This window comes from Serratia sp. M24T3, assembly GCF_000257645.1.
In the GTDB taxonomy this organism is placed as follows: domain Bacteria; phylum Pseudomonadota; class Gammaproteobacteria; order Enterobacterales; family Enterobacteriaceae; genus Rouxiella.
The window spans coordinates 34,715-52,769 of sequence record NZ_AJHJ01000011.1; the positions used below are offsets into that span (position 1 = coordinate 34,715).

15 protein-coding genes are annotated in these 18,055 nt (G+C 53.2%); 10 read left to right on the forward strand and 5 right to left on the reverse strand.

Annotation, left to right across the window (positions count from 1 at the left end; all coding sequences use genetic code 11):
- Positions 1-27: 27 nt before the first annotated feature.
- Positions 28-234 (reverse strand): YbfA family protein, encoded by a 207-nt coding sequence (locus SPM24T3_RS11140; protein ID WP_009636855.1) that lies wholly within the window; start codon positions 232-234, stop codon positions 28-30.
- Between the two features lie 387 nt (positions 235-621).
- Here SPM24T3_RS11140 and SPM24T3_RS25465 point away from each other — a divergent pair, with 387 nt between their 5' ends.
- Genes SPM24T3_RS25465 through kdpE form a run of 6 tightly spaced genes read left to right on the forward strand, consistent with a single transcriptional unit; the run spans position 622 to position 8,584 of the window.
- Positions 622-711, forward strand: a complete 90-nt coding sequence (locus SPM24T3_RS25465) for a K(+)-transporting ATPase subunit F (RefSeq protein WP_071988425.1) — start codon at positions 622-624, stop codon at positions 709-711.
- Positions 712-2,400, forward strand: a complete 1,689-nt coding sequence (gene kdpA, locus SPM24T3_RS11145; protein WP_009636856.1) for a potassium-transporting ATPase subunit KdpA — start codon at positions 712-714, stop codon at positions 2,398-2,400. It begins immediately after the preceding gene.
- A gap of 40 nt (positions 2,401-2,440) precedes the next feature.
- Positions 2,441-4,507, forward strand: coding sequence for a potassium-transporting ATPase subunit KdpB (gene kdpB, locus SPM24T3_RS11150; RefSeq protein ID WP_009636857.1), 2,067 nt, complete (start codon positions 2,441-2,443; stop codon positions 4,505-4,507).
- Between the two features lie 43 nt (positions 4,508-4,550).
- Positions 4,551-5,144, forward strand: coding sequence for a potassium-transporting ATPase subunit KdpC (gene kdpC / locus SPM24T3_RS11155; protein WP_009636858.1), 594 nt, complete (start codon positions 4,551-4,553; stop codon positions 5,142-5,144).
- Positions 5,145-5,155: 11 nt separating this feature from the next.
- Entirely contained in the window at positions 5,156-7,894 is a 2,739-nt protein-coding gene (gene kdpD, locus SPM24T3_RS11160; RefSeq protein ID WP_009636859.1) for a two-component system sensor histidine kinase KdpD, read from the forward strand.
- Complete coding sequence (gene kdpE, locus SPM24T3_RS11165) at positions 7,895-8,584, forward strand: two-component system response regulator KdpE (RefSeq protein WP_009636860.1); 690 nt, start codon at positions 7,895-7,897, stop codon at positions 8,582-8,584.
- A gap of 147 nt (positions 8,585-8,731) precedes the next feature.
- On the opposite strand, the gene pgm is transcribed toward kdpE, so the two are convergent.
- Together pgm and seqA are read right to left on the reverse strand one after the other, a co-directional pair.
- Positions 8,732-10,375, reverse strand: a complete 1,644-nt coding sequence (gene pgm, locus SPM24T3_RS11170; protein WP_009636861.1) for a phosphoglucomutase (alpha-D-glucose-1,6-bisphosphate-dependent) — start codon at positions 10,373-10,375, stop codon at positions 8,732-8,734.
- Between the two features lie 23 nt (positions 10,376-10,398).
- Positions 10,399-10,944 (reverse strand): replication initiation negative regulator SeqA, encoded by a 546-nt coding sequence (gene seqA, locus SPM24T3_RS11175; RefSeq protein ID WP_009636862.1) that lies wholly within the window; start codon positions 10,942-10,944, stop codon positions 10,399-10,401.
- 236 nt (positions 10,945-11,180) lie between these two features.
- On the opposite strand from seqA, the gene ybfF reads away from it, so the two are divergent.
- From ybfF to fur, 4 genes are all read left to right on the forward strand, one after another.
- Positions 11,181-11,951 carry an esterase gene (gene ybfF / locus SPM24T3_RS11180; RefSeq protein ID WP_009636863.1) on the forward strand — a complete coding sequence of 257 codons (771 nt, stop codon included), beginning with the start codon at positions 11,181-11,183 and terminating at the stop codon, positions 11,949-11,951.
- Between the two features lie 294 nt (positions 11,952-12,245).
- Complete coding sequence (gene ybfE / locus SPM24T3_RS11185; RefSeq protein WP_009636864.1) at positions 12,246-12,527, forward strand: LexA regulated protein; 282 nt, start codon at positions 12,246-12,248, stop codon at positions 12,525-12,527.
- A gap of 241 nt (positions 12,528-12,768) precedes the next feature.
- On the forward strand, positions 12,769-13,296 hold the full coding sequence (gene fldA / locus SPM24T3_RS11190; RefSeq protein ID WP_009636865.1) for a flavodoxin FldA: 528 nt from the start codon (positions 12,769-12,771) through the stop codon (positions 13,294-13,296).
- Positions 13,297-13,554: 258 nt separating this feature from the next.
- Positions 13,555-14,001: a ferric iron uptake transcriptional regulator gene (fur, locus tag SPM24T3_RS11195; RefSeq protein WP_009636866.1), complete on the forward strand. Its 447-nt coding sequence runs from the start codon at positions 13,555-13,557 to the stop codon at positions 13,999-14,001.
- A 156-nt stretch (positions 14,002-14,157) separates the two neighbouring features.
- Here the strand turns inward: fur and glnS are convergent, their stop codons facing one another.
- Positions 14,158-15,828, reverse strand: coding sequence for a glutamine--tRNA ligase (gene glnS / locus SPM24T3_RS11200; RefSeq protein WP_009636867.1), 1,671 nt, complete (start codon positions 15,826-15,828; stop codon positions 14,158-14,160).
- Positions 15,829-16,031: 203 nt separating this feature from the next.
- The gene (nagE, locus tag SPM24T3_RS11205; RefSeq protein ID WP_009636868.1) at positions 16,032-17,987 is read right to left on the reverse strand and encodes a PTS N-acetyl glucosamine transporter subunit IIABC; all 1,956 of its coding nucleotides are present in this window, start codon (positions 17,985-17,987) and stop codon (positions 16,032-16,034) included.
- Positions 17,988-18,055: the final 68 nt, after the last annotated feature.

Consider the following 18,055-nt stretch of genomic DNA (forward strand, 5'->3'; position numbering starts at 1 on the left):
CAAGCTTAGCCCATCGCGATGAAGGGATTAGTAAAAATATTGTCCGGCCATTTCTACCTGCGCCAGCCACAGCGGTTTGTCGCTGGTTTGCGCCCACGCGCGGTAAAGCGAACTGTAAAAACGTGCGCGATCTGAGCGAAACAGCATTACCGGTAGCGCAAAGATACCGATCAGGACCACGGCGGTGCGACGCAATAACAGGCGAGACAAGGAATACGGGGTGTAATCAGACATGGGAGTTCTCCAAAACGGCCAGCCTGAGGCCCTAACGCGATAATGGACCGAGACCGGGATGACTCATAGGTTGTTTAATGAACAAATATTATCGCAAAGGCTGTAACTTTACTACTGATCAGACCACTTATTGGCGAATAAAAGCACAATTCGGCCCTTGCACTGTAATAAAGTTACATTCTTGTTAAAAACCTACTTATCGCTGGTTAATTAATCTATTTCTCGCCATTTTTATACTTTTTTTACACCACCGCCCCGCATCTTTTCAGGTTCTTTAGAAGCCGATCTTTACACTCGTTTTATCAATAAGGGTGAACGTCATTATATCTCCCCGTGATCTTTGCCTTAGCAGCAAGGAGGACGGGGAATCAATTCAAGGGGTGGTTTGTGAACACAGGTGTTATCTGCGGCGCACTGCTGGTGCTTTTACTGCTCGGCTATCTCGTTTATGCCTTGCTCAATGCGGAGGAGTTTTAAATGGCCGCTTCCGCTTTTTTACTGATCGCCAGCTTTATGCTGGTCTTGCTGCTGCTTGCTCATCCGCTGGGTAAATTTATTGCCCGGTTGATTGAGGGAGAAGTCGGCGTGGCTATTGCCGGTTTTGAACGCCGGGTCTTAGGCCTTGCGGGCAGCTCTGATGGGGAGATGGACTGGAAACAGTTCGCGATAGCCATCTTCAGCTTCAACCTGCTGGGCATCATCTTTTTGATGGCTATCCTGATGCTGCAAGGTCTATTGCCGTGGAATCCACAACATATGCAAAATATGTCGTGGGATCTGGCATTCAACACCGCCGTAAGCTTTGTGACCAACACCAACTGGCAGGCCTACAGCGGCGAAAGCACCTTAAGCTATTTCAGTCAAATGGTTGGGCTGACCGTGCAGAACTTCCTGTCGGCCGCCACCGGGATTGCCGTGGCCTTCGCGATGATCCGCGCGTTTGCCCGTCCGTCGGGGAAAACGCTGGGCAATGCCTGGACCGATTTAATTCGCATCACGCTGTATCTGCTGCTGCCGCTCTCTCTGCTACTGGCATTGTATTTCGTCAGTCAGGGCGTGCTGCAAAATATGGAAGCCTACCAGCACGTCACTACGCTGGAAGGCGCGCAGCAAATCCTGCCGATGGGACCGGTCGCATCTCAGGAGGCGATCAAGATGCTCGGCACCAACGGCGGCGGTTTCTTTGGGGTCAACTCGGCGCATCCGTTCGAGAACCCGACTGCGATGACCAATATGGTGCAGATGCTGGCAATCTTCCTTATCCCCTGCGCGCTGTGCTTCTCGTTTGGCCGCGTGGTGGGCGACAGCCGTCAGGGTCATGCGCTGCTGTGGACCATGTCATTGATCTTTGTGGTTTGTGTGGTGATCGTGATGGCCGCCGAACTACAGGGCAACCCGCACCTGTCAGCCCTGGGTGCTGCCAGCAACATTAATATGGAAGGCAAAGAGGCGCGCTTCGGCATCCTGGCATCCAGCATGTTCAGCGTGATCACCACCGCCGCCTCATGCGGTGCGGTCAACGCGATGCTCGACTCATTTACCCCGCTGGGTGGCATGATCCCACTGTGGCTGATGCAGATTGGCGAAGTGATATTCGGCGGCGTCGGCTCAGGCCTTTACGGCATGCTGCTGTTTGTATTACTGACAGTGTTTATTGCCGGGTTGATGATTGGCCGCACGCCGGAATATCTCGGTAAAAAAATCGACGTCTTCGATATGAAAATGACCGCGCTGGCGATCCTGGTTACGCCGACGCTGGTTCTTCTCGGCACTGCGCTGGCCCTTATCAGCCCGGCCGGATTAACAGGGATTGCCAATCCCGGCGCACACGGATTCACCGAGGTGCTGTATGCCTACTCATCAGCGGCGAATAACAACGGGAGCGCCTTTGCCGGACTGAGCGTTAACACGCCTTTCTATAACCTGACGCTGGCGGTCACCATGTTCTTCGGCCGCTTCGGCGTGATTTTGCCGGTATTGGCTATCTGCGGTTCGCTGGTAGCGAAAAAACGCCAACCCGCAGGCAACGGGACGTTACCGACCTCAGGACCGCTGTTTATCGGCCTGCTGATCGGCACCATCCTGCTGGTCGGCGCGCTGACCTTTATTCCGGCGCTGGCGCTGGGTCCAGTGGCTGAACATTTACAGGTGTGGCTGGCGAAGTAACCCAGGCACCTTGCACAACAGATGGTAAAGAGAGAAGACGATGACTCGCAAAACACGTGCCTTGTTTGAACCCCGGTTAATTCGCACCGCCATTTTCGACGCGGTGAAAAAGCTGAGTCCGCGCGTTCAGTGGCGAAATCCGGTGATGTTCGTGGTGTATCTAGGCAGTATTCTCACCACGCTTATCTGGCTGGCGATTTTGCTGGGTAAAACCGAGGGCAGCGCCGGATTCACCGGCAGCGTTTCCCTGTGGCTGTGGTTTACCGTGCTGTTTGCCAACTTTGCCGAGGCATTGGCAGAGGGTCGCAGCAAGGCACAGGCCGAGAGCCTGAAAGGCGTACAGAAAACGAGCTGGGCGAAAAAACTTTATGAGGCGCGCTACGAATCACCGCCTATCAAAGTTGCGGCAGACAGCCTGCGCAAGGGTGACTTTGTGCTGATCGAAGCGGGTGACACTGTGCCTTGCGACGGTGAGGTGCTGGAAGGCGGAGCCTCGGTAGATGAAAGCGCCATAACCGGCGAATCTGCTCCGGTTATCCGTGAATCGGGCGGTGACTTTTCATCAGTTACCGGCGGGACCCGCGTACTGTCCGACTGGCTGATCGTTGAATGTACCGTCAACCCTGGTGAAACTTTCCTCGACAGAATGATCGCCATGGTAGAAGGCGCGAAACGCCGCAAAACACCAAACGAGGTGGCGCTGACTATCTTGCTGGTCGCTCTGACGCTGGTGTTTGTGCTCGCCACCGCCACGCTGTATCCGTTCTCGCTGTTCAGCGTTGACGCCAGCCATGCCGGAACGCCAGTCACCGTGACCGTGCTGGTCGCACTGCTGGTGTGCCTGATCCCGACCACCATCGGCGGCCTGTTATCGGCCATCGGCGTGGCGGGAATGAGCCGTATGTTAGAGGCCAACGTGATCGCCACCAGCGGCCGCGCGGTCGAAGCGGCTGGCGACGTCGATGTCTTGCTGCTGGATAAAACCGGCACCATCACGCTGGGTAACCGCCAGGCGGCACAGTTTTTACCGGCTCCCGGGGTCAGTGAGCAAGAACTTGCCGATGCGGCACAGCTGTCCTCACTGGCCGATGAAACGCCGGAAGGACGCAGCATCGTAGTATTGGCAAAACAACGCTTTAACCTGCGCGAACGCGACATCAAATCGCTGAACGCCACTTTTATCGCCTTCTCGGCGCAAACGCGTATGAGTGGCGTCAACATTGGCGAGCGGATTATTCGAAAAGGTGCTGTGGATGCGATTCGCCGTCACGTAGAAACCAATCAGGGGCACTTCCCGCCGGCGGTAGAAGGCCTGGTTGAAACCGTCGCTCGAAAAGGCGGTACTCCGCTGGTAGTTGCTGAAGGCGCGCGCGTGCTTGGCGTAGTTGAACTGAAAGACATCGTTAAAGGGGGCATTAAAGAACGCTTCTCCGAGCTGCGCAAGATGGGCATCAAAACGGTGATGATCACCGGGGATAACCGTTTGACCGCCGCCGCGATTGCCGCCGAAGCGGGCGTTGATGACTTTCTGGCAGAAGCGACACCGGAAGCCAAACTGGCCTTGATTCGCCAGTATCAGTCCGAAGGGCGTCTGGTCGCAATGACCGGTGATGGCACCAACGATGCTCCGGCACTGGCACAGGCTGACGTGGCGGTGGCGATGAATTCGGGAACCCAGGCCGCTAAAGAAGCCGGGAACATGGTCGATTTGGACTCTAACCCGACCAAGCTGATTGAAGTCGTTCACATCGGGAAACAGATGCTGATGACGCGAGGTTCGCTGACCACTTTCAGTATTGCCAATGACGTGGCGAAGTACTTTGCCATCATTCCGGCAGCGTTTGCGGCGACCTATCCGCAACTCAACGCGCTGAACGTGATGCATCTGCATTCGCCGTCGTCGGCCATTATGTCGGCGGTTATTTTTAACGCGTTGGTGATCGTGTTTCTGATCCCGCTGGCGCTGCGCGGGGTGAGCTACAAACCCATGAGCGCCGCCGCACTGCTGCGTCGTAATCTGTGGATTTATGGGGTCGGCGGGCTGCTGGTGCCTTTCGTGGGCATCAAGGCTATTGACCTGATCCTTACCGTGCTGCATCTGGCCTGATTGCCGCATCATTTATGAGTAGTTGGAAGAAAGGAATACATCAATGAGTATCGCTATTCGTCACCATTATTTCCGCCCTTCGCTGGTATTGCTGGTGCTGTTTACACTGATAACCGGTGTGGCGTATCCGCTATTGACCACCGGTTTGTCGGCGCTGCTGTTTCGCGCACCGGCACAGGGTTCACTGATTTACACTGCCGGCAAGCCGGTGGGTTCAGCCCTGATTGGTCAATCGTTTACCCGCATGGATTATTTTTGGGGGCGACCTTCCGCCACCTCGGATAGCGCCTATAATGCGATGGCATCCTCGGGGAGCAATCTTGCGGTCAGCAATCCGGCGCTTGATAAAGCAGTGGCCGATCGCGTGGCGGCACTGCGTAAGGCCAACCCAGCCAGCTCGCCGCAGGTGCCCGTTGATTTGGTGACGGCCTCAGCCAGCGGACTTGACCCGCATATTTCTGTTGATGCCGCACTTTGGCAGGCACAGCGCGTGGCAACGGCCAGAAATCTGACTCGCGACCAAGTGGTACAACTTATTGCAGCAAATACTTCAACACCGCTGGCGGCATTTACCGGACAATCGGTAGTAAATGTGCTGCAGTTGAATCTGGCTTTGGATGCGTTAACTACTCAATAAGAAGAGACAGTATGGTAGACGAAGAGACGCAGCGGCCCAACCCTGACAGCCTGTTGGCCCTGGCCAATGAAAAGCCGCGCGGCCAGTTGAAAATCTTCTTTGGCGCCTGTGCTGGCGTAGGGAAAACCTACGCCATGCTACAGGAGGCGCAACGACTGCGCGCCACCGGATTAGACGTGGTGGTCGGGGTAGTCGAAACCCACGGCCGCAAAGAAACACAGGCAATGTTGCCCGGCCTCGACTTGCTTCCCCCCAAGCGCATTCCCCACCGTGGCCGCCAGCTGCTTGAGTTCGATCTCGACGCCGCGCTGGCGCGCCATCCCGCCCTTATCCTGATGGACGAATTGGCGCACAGCAACGCCACCGGTTCGCGCCATCCCAAACGCTGGCAGGACATTGAAGAGCTGCTCGACGCAGGGATTGACGTTTTCACCACCGTTAACGTTCAGCATCTTGAAAGCCTCAATGACGTGGTTAGCGGCGTGACCGGCATCATTATCCGTGAAACTGTGCCGGACCATATTTTCGATCAGGCCGATGAAGTGGTACTGGTTGACCTTCCCCCCGACGATCTGCGCCAGCGCCTGAAAGAGGGCAAAGTCTATATTCCCGGCCAGGCTGAACGGGCGATTGAACACTTCTTCCGCAAGGGCAATCTTATCGCCCTGCGTGAGCTTTCCCTGCGCCGCACCGCCGATCGCGTCGATGAGCAGATGCGCGAGTTCCGCGACACACAGGGACGCGAGCGTATTTGGCACACCCGTGACGCGCTGCTGCTGTGTATCGGCCACGACAGCGGCAGTGAAAAACTGGTGCGCGTGGCGGCCAGACTGGCTGCGCGGCTGGGCTGCGCGTGGCATGCGGTTTACGTCGAAACCCCGCGGCTGCATCGCCTGCCTGAAGGCCAGCGGCGGGCCATTTTGCGTGCGCTGAAATTGGCGCAGGAGCTGGGAGCCGAAACGGCTACGCTATCCGAACCGCAGGAAGAGCAGGCGATTCTGCGCTATGCCCGCGAACATTATCTCGGCAAAATTGTGCTTGGTCGTCGCAAAGAGCGTCGTTTTAAATGGCGCACGACATTGATTGACCGGCTGGCGAAAATCGGTCCCGAGCTTGACCTGCTGATCGTCAGTCTCGAGGAAACTGCCCCGGCAAGTCTGCGCAAAGAGTCCGATGCACGAACCTTCAGTGAACGATTTCGCCGTCAGCTTCAGGGCTGCGCCGTGGCGGTATTAATGTGTGCGCTGATCACTTTTATCTCGCAGTTTCTGGTGCCGTTTTTTGACCCCGCCAACCTGATCATGGTTTATTTGCTCGGCGTAGTGATTGTTGCTCTGTTCTACGGGCGTTGGCCGTCGGTATTCGCGGCAGTGATTAATGTCGCCAGTTTTGACCTGTTTCTGGTGCAGCCACGCGGCTCGTTTGCGGTGACCGACGCGCAATATCTGCTGACCTTCGCAGTAATGCTGACAGTTGGAGTGCTGATTGGTAATTTGACTGCCGGAGTGCGCTATCAGGCGCGCATTGCCCGCCATCGCGAAAAACGTGCACAGCATCTTTATGAAATGTCCAAAGGATTGAGTCAGGCAATGACGCCGGAGGCGATAGCACAGACCAGCCGTCACTTTATTTCTACGACTCTGAAGGCCAAAACGGCAGTTTTGCTGCCGCGGCCCGACGCGGTCGAAGAAGGCACGCTGGATCTTGAGCAAAGCGAGGTAGCCTCTGGTCAGGCGATTGCAGTCGATCAGGCCATCGCCCGCTGGAGCTTTGACAAACAATCTCCCGCCGGAGCGGGTACCGATACCCTGCCCGGCGTGCCTTATCAGCTGCTGCCACTGGTCGCCTCGGGAAAAACCCTGGGCCTGCTGGCAGTAGAACCGGCCAACGTGCGGCAGTTGCTGGTACCGGAGCAACAGCGCCTGCTGCAAACCTTTACCGTACTGATTGCCAATGCGCTGGAGCGTTTGCAGCTGGCGGCCAGCGCCGAAAGCGCGCGTCTGGAAACCGAACGCGAGCAGCTTCGAAACTCCTTGCTGGCGGCGCTGTCACACGATTTGCGCACACCGCTGACCGTGCTTTTCGGTCAGGCAGAGATTTTGACACTGGACTTGGCCAGCGAGGGTTCCGCCTACGCGCCACAGGCCAATCAGATACGTCAGCAGGTGTTGAGCACCACCCGACTGGTCAACAACCTGTTGGATATGGCGCGCATTCAGTCCGGCGGATTTAATTTACGCAAAGAATGGCAGTCGGTTGAGGAGATAATCGGCAGCGCACTGCGCATGCTCGAGCTGCTGCTCAGCACGCACCAGATAATTGTCGATCTGCCCGATGAGATGTTACTGGTCAACTGTGATGCCAGCCTGATTGAACGCGTTTTTATCAATCTGCTGGAGAATGCGCATAAATACGCCGGAGTGCGGGCGCTGATCACAGTCAAGGCGCGAGCCAGCGAAGATGTATTGGAAATCACGGTTGCAGACAACGGTCCGGGTATTATTGCCGGTGGCGAGCGGCAAATATTCGAGAAATTTTCACGCGGTAATAAAGAATCGGCGATCCCCGGTGTTGGCTTGGGATTAGCAATTTGTCATGCCATTATAGAGGTACACGACGGGCGTATCTGGGCCGAAAATAACCCGGAAGGCGGCGCGAAATTCTGCTTTACGCTACCGCTGGAGAAGCTGCCAGTTCTGGAATCAATGGAACTGGAATCCATAGAACCCACACCAAAAGACATCCCATAGATGAGCCTGACCCCGGTAAATATTCTGATTGTCGAAGATGAGAAAGAGATCCGTCGCTTTGTTCGCACCGCGCTGGAGGGGGAAGGCATGAAAGTTTTCGAGAGCGAAACGCTGCAGCGTGGGCTGATTGAAGCCGGAACCCGTAAGCCAGATCTGGTCATTCTCGATCTTGGCCTGCCGGACGGTGATGGGTTGGACTACATCCGCGATTTGCGTCACTGGAGCAGTATCCCGATTATTGTCCTGTCTGCCCGCACCGGCGAAGAGGACAAAATTGCCGCGCTCGACGCCGGAGCAGACGATTTTCTCACTAAACCTTTTGGCGTCGGTGAACTGCTGGCCAGAGTCCGTGTTTCTCTGCGCCGCCATGCAGGCGGTCTGCAGGAAAGCCCGCAGGTCTGTTTTGCCGATGTTACCGTTGATTTGATTAACCGGCGCGTGCAGCGTAACGGAGAAGATCTGCACCTCACGCCGATTGAATTCCGTTTACTGGCCGAATTGCTGGCAAACAGCGGCAAAGTCATTACTCAGCGGCAGTTACTCAGTCATGTCTGGGGTCCAAACTACGTTGAGCACAGCCATTATTTACGTATTTATATGGGCCATTTGCGGCAGAAGCTCGAGCTGGATGCCGCTCGCCCTCGCCATTTACTCACTGAAACCGGAGTCGGTTATCGCTTTATGCCCTGAGCTTTAGTGTTCCGCGGGTTTACGTTCAATTGCCAGCGTTCTTGCATTTAGATATTCCTTTTTTGCAGTCTGGAGAATGGCAAAAAAGGTCATAAAAAAAGCGCTGTATAAACAGCGCCTTATTTAGAGTTCAACAAACCGCAGGGTTTATTTGGCGTCGGCTAATACTTTGCTGACAATTTCCACGGCTTCTTTTTCGATTTGTTCACGGTGCTCGGCACCCAGGAAGCTTTCACAATAAATCTTGTAAGCTTCTTCTGTGCCTGACGGACGTGCGGCAAACCAACCGTTTTTGGTCATCACTTTCAGTCCACCAATAGAAGCGCCGTTGCCCGGAGCCTTGGTCAGACGATCGGTGATTGGGTCACCCGCCAAAGTATCGGCTTTGACCTGCTCAGGAGAAAGCTTGGATAACGCAGCTTTCTGCGCGTGAGTCGCAGGAGCCTGAATACGGTTGTAGCTCGGAGCACCGAAGCGCGCGGCCAGTTCATCGTAGTGCTGCTGCGGATTCTTGCCGGTCACGGCGGTGATTTCGGCTGCCAGCAGGCACAGGATGATGCCGTCTTTATCGGTTGACCACGGAGTTCCGTCGAAACGCAGGAACGACGCCCCCGCGCTTTCTTCACCGCCGAAACCAAAGCTGCCGTCAAACAGACCATCAACGAACCATTTGAAGCCAACAGGAACTTCAACCAGTTTACGGCCAAGGTCAGCCACCACGCGGTCGATCATTGCGCTGGAAACCAGCGTTTTACCCACGGCAACATCAGCGCCCCACTGTGGACGATGCTGGAACAGATAGTTAATTGCAACGGCCAGATAATGGTTCGGATTCATCAGGCCTTTCGGCGTAACGATGCCGTGGCGGTCATAATCCGGGTCATTGGCAAAGGCCAGGTCAAACTTGTCTTTCAATGCCAGCAGGCCGCCCATCGCGAATTCAGACGAGCAGTCCATGCGGATCACACCGTCGTGGTCGAGATGCATAAAGCGGAAAGTCTGATCGACAGAATCGTTAACCAGCGTCAGATCCAGCTTGTAATGTTCGGCGATGCGTTTCCAATATTCGATACCTGAGCCACCCAGCGGATCAACACCGAGTTTCAGGCCGGCTTTCTGAATCGCCGGGAAATCGATAATGTTGACCAGATCTTCAACATAACCCTGCACCAGATCTTGCTCTTTCAGATGAGCGCCCTGCCAGGCTTTATCCAGCGACTGGCGCTTGACGCCTTTCAGGCCGTCGGCAATCAGCACGTTAGCGCGTTTTTCAATGACAGAGGTCAGATCGGTATCAGCCGGACCGCCGTTGGTCGGGTTATATTTAATGCCACCGTCTTCAGGTGGATTGTGCGACGGAGTAATAACGATGCCGTCAGCTTTCACGCCGCCCTTTTTATTGTGGGTCAGAATGGCATGAGATACCGCAGGCGTAGGAGTGAAGCCATTGTTTTCCTGAACAATAACGTCGACGCCATTGGCAGTCAGAACTTCCAGCACGGAAATAAATGCCGGCTCAGACAACGCGTGGGTGTCTTTACCTACGTAGCATGGACCGGTAGTCCCCTGCTCCTTGCGCACTTCCGCGATAGCCTGAGCAATCGCCAAAATGTGTGATTCGTTGAAGCTGTGACGCCCGGCGCTACCGCGATGTCCAGAAGTACCAAATTTAACTGCATGGGCAGTGTTGGCCGGATCGGGTTGCAGCACGTAATACTGTGACGTAAGTTGTGCAACGTTAATCAAATCGCTTTGCTGAGCAGGTTGCCCTGCACGGGGGTTGTTAGCCACTGGCATTTCTCCCTAATGCTGTATTAAAGGGTGCCGCAAACTTTATCGGTCAGTTCGGCTGGGAACTGCATCAATTGCATGATGTGTTCGATCATGCTGCGTTTACGACCGGTGTTGGTATTGGTGATAACCCAGTAAGGGGTTCCAGGAACGTGCTTTGGCTTGGTATGGATTCCGTTTTGCAGCAACGTTTGTTGGTCGCCGGCAAAATAAGTCCGTGTACGGCCATGTAAAGACTCGGTCGCAACCGCAAATTCTTTCGGATTAAGCGTATAAAGCGTGGTGAGGATCAGCATAAAACGGTTAACCGCTCTGGTCTGTTCTGCATATTCGTCTGACAGCAAGAGTTCACGCACCGCACGCACGCGATTGGCAGGCGTGTTGGCAACGACCGCTGCTGGTTTCTCTGCCGATGCTGCGCTGGCATTGGTTTTTGCAGCAGTCTGCACTTCCTGGCCGGCAGTAAATTTCAGCATCCGCCGTATAATGTCTGATGCACTTTCACCGATATGCTGCGTGTGGCTCGCGATATAGCGGTAAAGCTCTTCATCAACCTCAATCGTTTTCATCTTTATCCAGTACTGTTTTTCTACTTAATTTATTCAAAGGATTATACAAATTAAACTGCGCGAACAAAAAGGCGAAATCGCCCAATTATTCAAAAAGCAGACAAAACCTTATATCCTGGTTAACCTCAGCGTGCGCTTTGCTTTATCACGCACAGGGTTCTGACAGAAATTCTTCCGCGACTCATGATAACCTAATGAGATCCTTACCTGTAATAAATGTCTGCACGGACCTTGTCATGAAATTACATTATCGAATGCAACAAGCTGAATCTTCCACTTCTACCGCCCTGCCGGTACTGTTAGTCCATGGCCTGTTTGGCACGCTGGATAATCTCGGCGTGTTGGCGCGCGACCTGAAACAACAGCATAGTGTGCTACAGGTAGATTTGCGTAATCACGGGCTTTCAGAACGCTCGGATGAAATGACTTATCAAAAAATGGCTGAAGATTTGCTCGAAACGCTGGATGACGTCAGCTTCGACAAGGTGATCGTCATCGGTCACTCGATGGGCGCCAAGGCCGCAATGGCGCTGACTGCCGTGGCTCCAGAGCGTATCGATAAGCTCATCGCCATCGATATGGCACCCGTTGATTATCAGACTCGTCGTCATGACGAGATTTTCGCCGCGCTGAATGCGGTGACCGAAGCCGGTATTAAAGACCGCGCGGGCGCGACACAACTGATGCAGCAATACATATCAGAAGACGGCGTGATTCAGTTTCTGTTGAAGTCTTTTTCGCAGGGTGAATGGCGCTTTAACGTCCCGGTGTTGCTGGCAGAATACGCTAACATCATTGGCTGGCAAAACGTGCCGTCCTGGCCACATCCGGCACTGTTTATTCGCGGCGGAGAATCCCCTTACGTGCAGGATAGCTATCGCAGCGCCATTGCCAGTCAATTCCCTCAGGCGCGCGCCTATGTGGTCGCCGGAAGTGGTCATTGGGTACACGCTGAAAAACCCGAAGCGGTGTTGCGCGCAATTCATCGCTTCATTGATGTGCCGTGATTAATGAACAATGAGTGCGCAAGCGCGGAAATTTCTTGCCGAAGCACACTCAACTGTTCAAAAAAAGGGCTAATCATAATAACTTAGCCTCTATTCGGGGCAGTTAGGCGTTGTGGAGGGATATACGCTAGGGTATGATTGCGCGCTGTAATTTTGCCCCTGCGTCGAGTTGGTTATTCTCGGGCGCTGGAGGTAAATTGGGTTAGGGTTTATTAACCCGAAATGTGTAACCACTTCATCTGAAAAGGGCATGAGTCGCTTTTCGATGTAACTTCCCTAGTTGTACCGCTACCTATGGCAAAAGAACAACTGGATCGCACGACGCTTGATCTGTTCGCAGACGATCGCCGTCCGGGACGTCCAAAAACAAATCCGCTTTCTCGCGATGAACAGCTTAGGATTAACAAGCGTAATCAGCTTCGCCGTGACAAAAACAACGGTTTACGTCGCGTAGAGCTGAAAATTAATGCCGAAGCTGTAGATGCGCTTAATAAGCTGGCGGAACAACAAAATATCAGTCGTAGCGAACTGATTGAACAGATGCTGCTGTCTCATTTGAACAATCAGGAAAGCTGACCGATTCGGGCGGGTAACTTTAAGGGTTGCCCGCCGTTGCTGTTGTTCATCTTGCACCATCCGCTTGAAACGTTTTCGGTCAGTCCGCATTTATACCCAAACCCGCAACAGAACACACAAAGGCGATAACGCTTGCCAGAATTGCCCGATAAACTATAGGCCAAATTCAAATGACTCGCGCGACGCCCACGAACAAGCAGACTCAAAGAGTCCATTGCAGAACAAGAGGTTAGATAAGCTTATGGCAGTTGTAGGTATCTTCTTTGGTTCCGACACCGGAAACACCGAAAACATCGCAAAAATGATCCAGAAGCAGTTGGGTAAAGATGTTGCTGACGTGCAGGACATCGCCAAAAGCAGCAAAGAAGATCTGGAAAAATACGATATTCTGCTGCTCGGCATCCCGACCTGGTACTACGGTGAAGCACAGTGTGACTGGGACGACTTTTTCCCGACGCTGGAAGAGATAGATTTTGAAGGCAAACTGGTTGCTCTGTTCGGCTGTGGCGACCAGGAAGATTACGCAGAATACTTCTGTGATGCGATGGGTACTGTGCGCGATATCATCGAACCTCGCGGTGCGGTAATTGTCGGCCACTGGCCAACCGAAGGTTACGGTTATGAAGCCTCGAAAGGTATGGCTGATGACACGCACTTTATCGGGCTGGCAATCGACGAAGACCGTCAACCAGAGCTGACCAACGAACGTGTTGATGCCTGGGTTAAGCAAATTTCTGAAGAATTAAGCCTCGCTGAGATTATCGGTTAATCCCACACAAAGGCTAAGGCCCTGAAACGTTGAGGTTATTCGTGAAAGGGCCAAACTATCACTGAAATTAACAATTTAACTTCTACAAAATTGTAACTTTCAGCCTGATCAAGGTACACTTATTACATCTGTTTTTATCGTTCCGCCTCTTTTGGGCGTCGACCTCTTTGGTTATAAACATTTTGGGTTGGGACGATGTTTGTGAACAGCCCACCGTTTTCATTAACGTGAATAGCATAGTGACAGGACTAAATCCGCATGACTGACAACAACACCGCACTGAAGAAAGCCGGCTTAAAAGTCACGCTTCCACGCCTGAAAATTCTGGAAGTGTTGCAAGCTCCGGCAGGCCATCACGTCAGTGCGGAAGATTTGTACAAAGAACTGATTGATATGGGCGAAGAGATTGGTCTTGCCACGGTTTACCGTGTTCTGAACCAATTTGACGACGCCGGCATTGTTACCCGTCACAATTTCGAAGGTGGCAAGTCAGTATTTGAGCTGACTCAGCAGCATCACCATGATCATTTAATCTGCCTCGATTGTGGACGCGTCATCGAATTCCGTGATGAATACATCGAAGCTCGTCAGCGTGATATTGCCAAAGCTCATGGTATTAAATTGACCAACCACAGCCTTTATCTTTACGGACATTGCGAAAACGGCAACTGCGTAGAAGATGAAACGCTGCACGGTAAAGGCTGATACCAGCCCGGACTTTTCTTTAAGGGATAATAGAAAAGCCCGTAAATAAAATGACCGCTGAAAGGCGGTTTTTTTATGGCTGAAATTTGGCAACGGGTGCCATAAAAAAACGCAGCCACAATGAGCTGCGTTATTTATTTTTGAGATACCGAGTTATCAAGCGACTGGCTTGCTTTCCCAGTTGTCACGCAGACCAACAGTGCGGTTAAACACCAAATGCTCGGCGCTGGAGTAAGTGCTGTCGGCGCAGAAGTAACCTTCGCGCTCAAACTGCAGGCTTACACCGGCTTCGGCATTCGCCAGGCTTGGTTCTACAAAACCGTTGGCGATAACCAGAGATTCCGGGTTAATGGTGGTCAGGAAGTCTTCAGCCTGTGCCGGGTTAGCCACGCTGAACAGACGATCGTACAGGCGGAACTCGGCAGGTTTTCCTTCACTGGCAGAAACCCAGTGGATCACACCTTTGACTTTACGGCCATCGGCAGGATCTTTGCTCAGAGTATCAATGTCGTAGCTACAGAAAATCGTCGTCACGTTGCCTTCGGCATCTTTCTCGATACGCTCGGCTTTAATGACATACGCGTTGCGCAGGCGAACTTCTTTGCCCAGCACCAGGCGTTTGTATTGCTTGTTGGCTTCCTCACGGAAATCCGCCTGATCGATAAAGATTTCAGCGGTAAACGGCACTTCACGAGAACCCATTTCTGGCTTGTTCGGGTGATTAGGCATTTTTACCCACTGAACCGCATCGCCGCTAAAGTTCTCAATGATCACTTTAACCGGATTGATCACCGCCATCGCGCGCGGAGCGTTTTCGTTGAGATCGTCACGGATACAAGATTCCAGCGCGGCCATTTCCACGTTGTTATCCTGCTTGGTCACGCCAATACGACGGCAGAACTCACGAATTGACGCTGAAGTGTAACCACGACGGCGCAGGCCAGAAACCGTTGGCATACGCGGGTCATCCCAACCTTCGACAATCTTCTCGGTCACAAGCAGACTCAGCTTGCGCTTGGACATAATGGCGTATTCGAGATTCAGGCGCGAAAATTCGTACTGACGCGGATGACAGGGAATAGTGATGTTATCGAGCACCCAATCATACAGACGGCGGTTGTCCTGGAATTCCAGAGTACACAGCGAGTGGGTGATCCCTTCCAGCGCATCGGAAATGCAATGGGTGAAATCGTACATCGGATAGATGCACCACTTGGTACCGGTTTGGTGGTGATCGGCAAACTTAATGCGATACAGCACCGGATCACGCATCACGAAGAACGGCGAAGCCATGTCGATTTTCGCACGCAGGCAGGCGGTGCCTTCGGCAAAATCACCGTTGCGCATTTTGGCGAACAGCTCGAGGTTCTCTTCCACGGTGCGATCGCGATACGGACTATTTTTGCCCGGCGCAGTCAGATTGCCGCGATACTCACGGATCTGCTCAGGAGACAGTTCGTCAACGTAAGCCAGACCTTTCTGGATCAGTTCAACCGCGTAATGATGCAGTTGGTCGAAGTAGTCGGAAGAGTAATGAACCTCGCCGCTCCACTCGAAGCCAAGCCATTGCACGTCTTTTTTGATCGACTCTACAAATTCGATATCTTCTTTTACCGGATTGGTGTCATCAAAACGCAGGTTGCATTGGCCCTGATAGTCTTGTGCGATGCCAAAGTTCAGGCAGATCGATTTTGCGTGGCCAATGTGCAGATAACCATTTGGCTCAGGCGGGAAACGGGTCACGATAGTCGCGTGTTTTCCCGATGCCAGATCTTCATCAATAATCTGACGGATAAAATTTGTTGGGCGGGCTTCAGCCTCACTCATTGTTCAATTCCTCTACGCGAACGAAAGCTCGAAAGACTAACCGCATATGTTCCAACAAGCCACGCCGGGAAACAACCCTTAAGTGTTAAAATTGGATTTATTAAAATTATTTTTAGCGTAAATCAGCCAGTACAGCGGCAAAAAAATAAAAACGGGAAGAGATCGCTCTCTTCCCGCCTTTTTGGCCCGCTAAAAGGGGCAGCTTATTTGGTTTGGATCTCGAACAGTTTGCTTTCGCCCGCGACTACCGAGCCACCCGCTAGCTGAGCCAACCCAGAGAAGTCTTCCATATTGCTGACCACGACCGGGCTTATCATCGAACGGGCATTGCCGTTGAGATAGTCCAGATCCAGCTCAAGAACTGGCTGGCCTGCGCTGACTGTTGCGCCCTCTTCAACCAGGCGAGTAAAGCCCTGACCGTTGAGCGCGACAGTATCAAGACCAATATGGACCACCACTTCTGCACCCGCTTCGGTTTCCAGACAGAAAGCGTGATTAGTGTTGAAGATCTTCACCACTACGCCGTTAGCCGGAGCTACCACCGTTTTACCCGTAGGACGGATCGCCAGACCCTCACCCACCGCGCCGCTGGCAAAGGCTTCATCCGGGACTTCAGACAAGACAATGACTTCACCGGTAATTGGAGAAATCAGTGTTTCCAGAGTCACTTTCGGGCCATTTGGCACTGCCTGAGGTTTAAAATCAGTGACTGTTGCCGACGTTGGCGCCTGAGTGGCCGTTGCAGCAATCGGTCCTGAAGTCAGCACGGTGCGCATGGCTCCGGCAATACTTTCTGCGCGAGTACCGACAATCACCTGCACAGTTTGCTTGTTCAAACGAATTACGCCCGACGCGCCAAGCCGCTTGGCCAAAGAATCGTTGACTAGCGACGAGTCTTTAACGTTAAGACGCAGGCGGGTAATACAAGCGTCGATACCTTTAAGGTTGTCAGAACCGCCCAATGCGCCAATGTAATTCAACGCGAGTTGGTTCATTCCCTCTTCAGTATTGCTGTTACTTTCCTGAATACCCTGATCGGCAAGGTTATCTTCACGCCCCGGGGTTTTCAGATTGAACGCGCGAATAATTACGCTGAACAGCACAAAGTAGACAATGAAGAAGATCACGCCGAGCACCAGCAGCATCCAGACATTTTTGCTGGCCGCAGGCAGGTTGTACATCAACGCGTAGTCAATCGCGCCCGCAGAGAAGGAGAAGCCGGCATGAATGCCAAGAGCCGTGGCGATATACAGGCTGATGCCGGTCAAAATGGCGTGAACCAGATACAGCAACGGTGCCAGGAACATGAACAGGAATTCCAGCGGCTCGGTCACGCCGGTCAGGAACGCGGTAAGGGCCACCGACAGCAGCATACCGCCGACTACCGGACGACGCTCTTTCGGCGCTGCAAAGTACATTGCGAAGGCCGCGCCCGGCAGACCAAACATCATGATCGGGAAGAAGCCGGACATAAACATGCCCGCCGTGCCGTCACCCGCGTAGAAGCGATTGATGTCACCGTGGAATACCGCTCCCGCTGCGTTGGTATAATCACCAATCTGGAACCAGGCAATGGTATTGAGCACCTGATGCAAACCGGTTGGGATCAGCAGTCGGTTAACGAAACCAAATATACCGGCACCAAATGCGCCAGCGCCGACAATCCACTCACCGCCCGCGCGGATGGCGTCCTGCACCGGAGGCCAGACGTAACCAAAAATTGCTGCCAAAATAAGACAGAAAAAACCGGTCGCGATAGGAACAAAGCGTTTACCGCCGAAGAAGCTCAGGAAGTCCGGCAATTTGATATCGGACCAACGGTTATACACCATCCCGCCGACCAACCCGCTGATAATCCCCGCCAGCACGCCCATGTTGATTGCCGGGTTGATGGTAATCATTGCTTTAGTCAGAATGAAATAACCAATGCCGCCTGCCAGTGCCGCAGCCCCTGCGCTGTCTTTAGACCAGCTGGAAGCCACGCCAATGGCGAAAATCAGTGCCAGATTATCAAAAATCCCGCCACCGGCCTGCGCGATAAAAGGCATATTGAGGAGGTCAGGTTGACCAAAACGCAGCAACAGCGCTGCAACGGGTAGTACAGCTATCGGCAGCTGAAGCGCTCTGCCTAAACGTTGAAAGAAGCCAAGAATATTCACTTATCCCCCTATTCGCCTGTAGACGAATCACCAAAGTAGTTTAATTAGAATGTTGTACTACCTGTCGT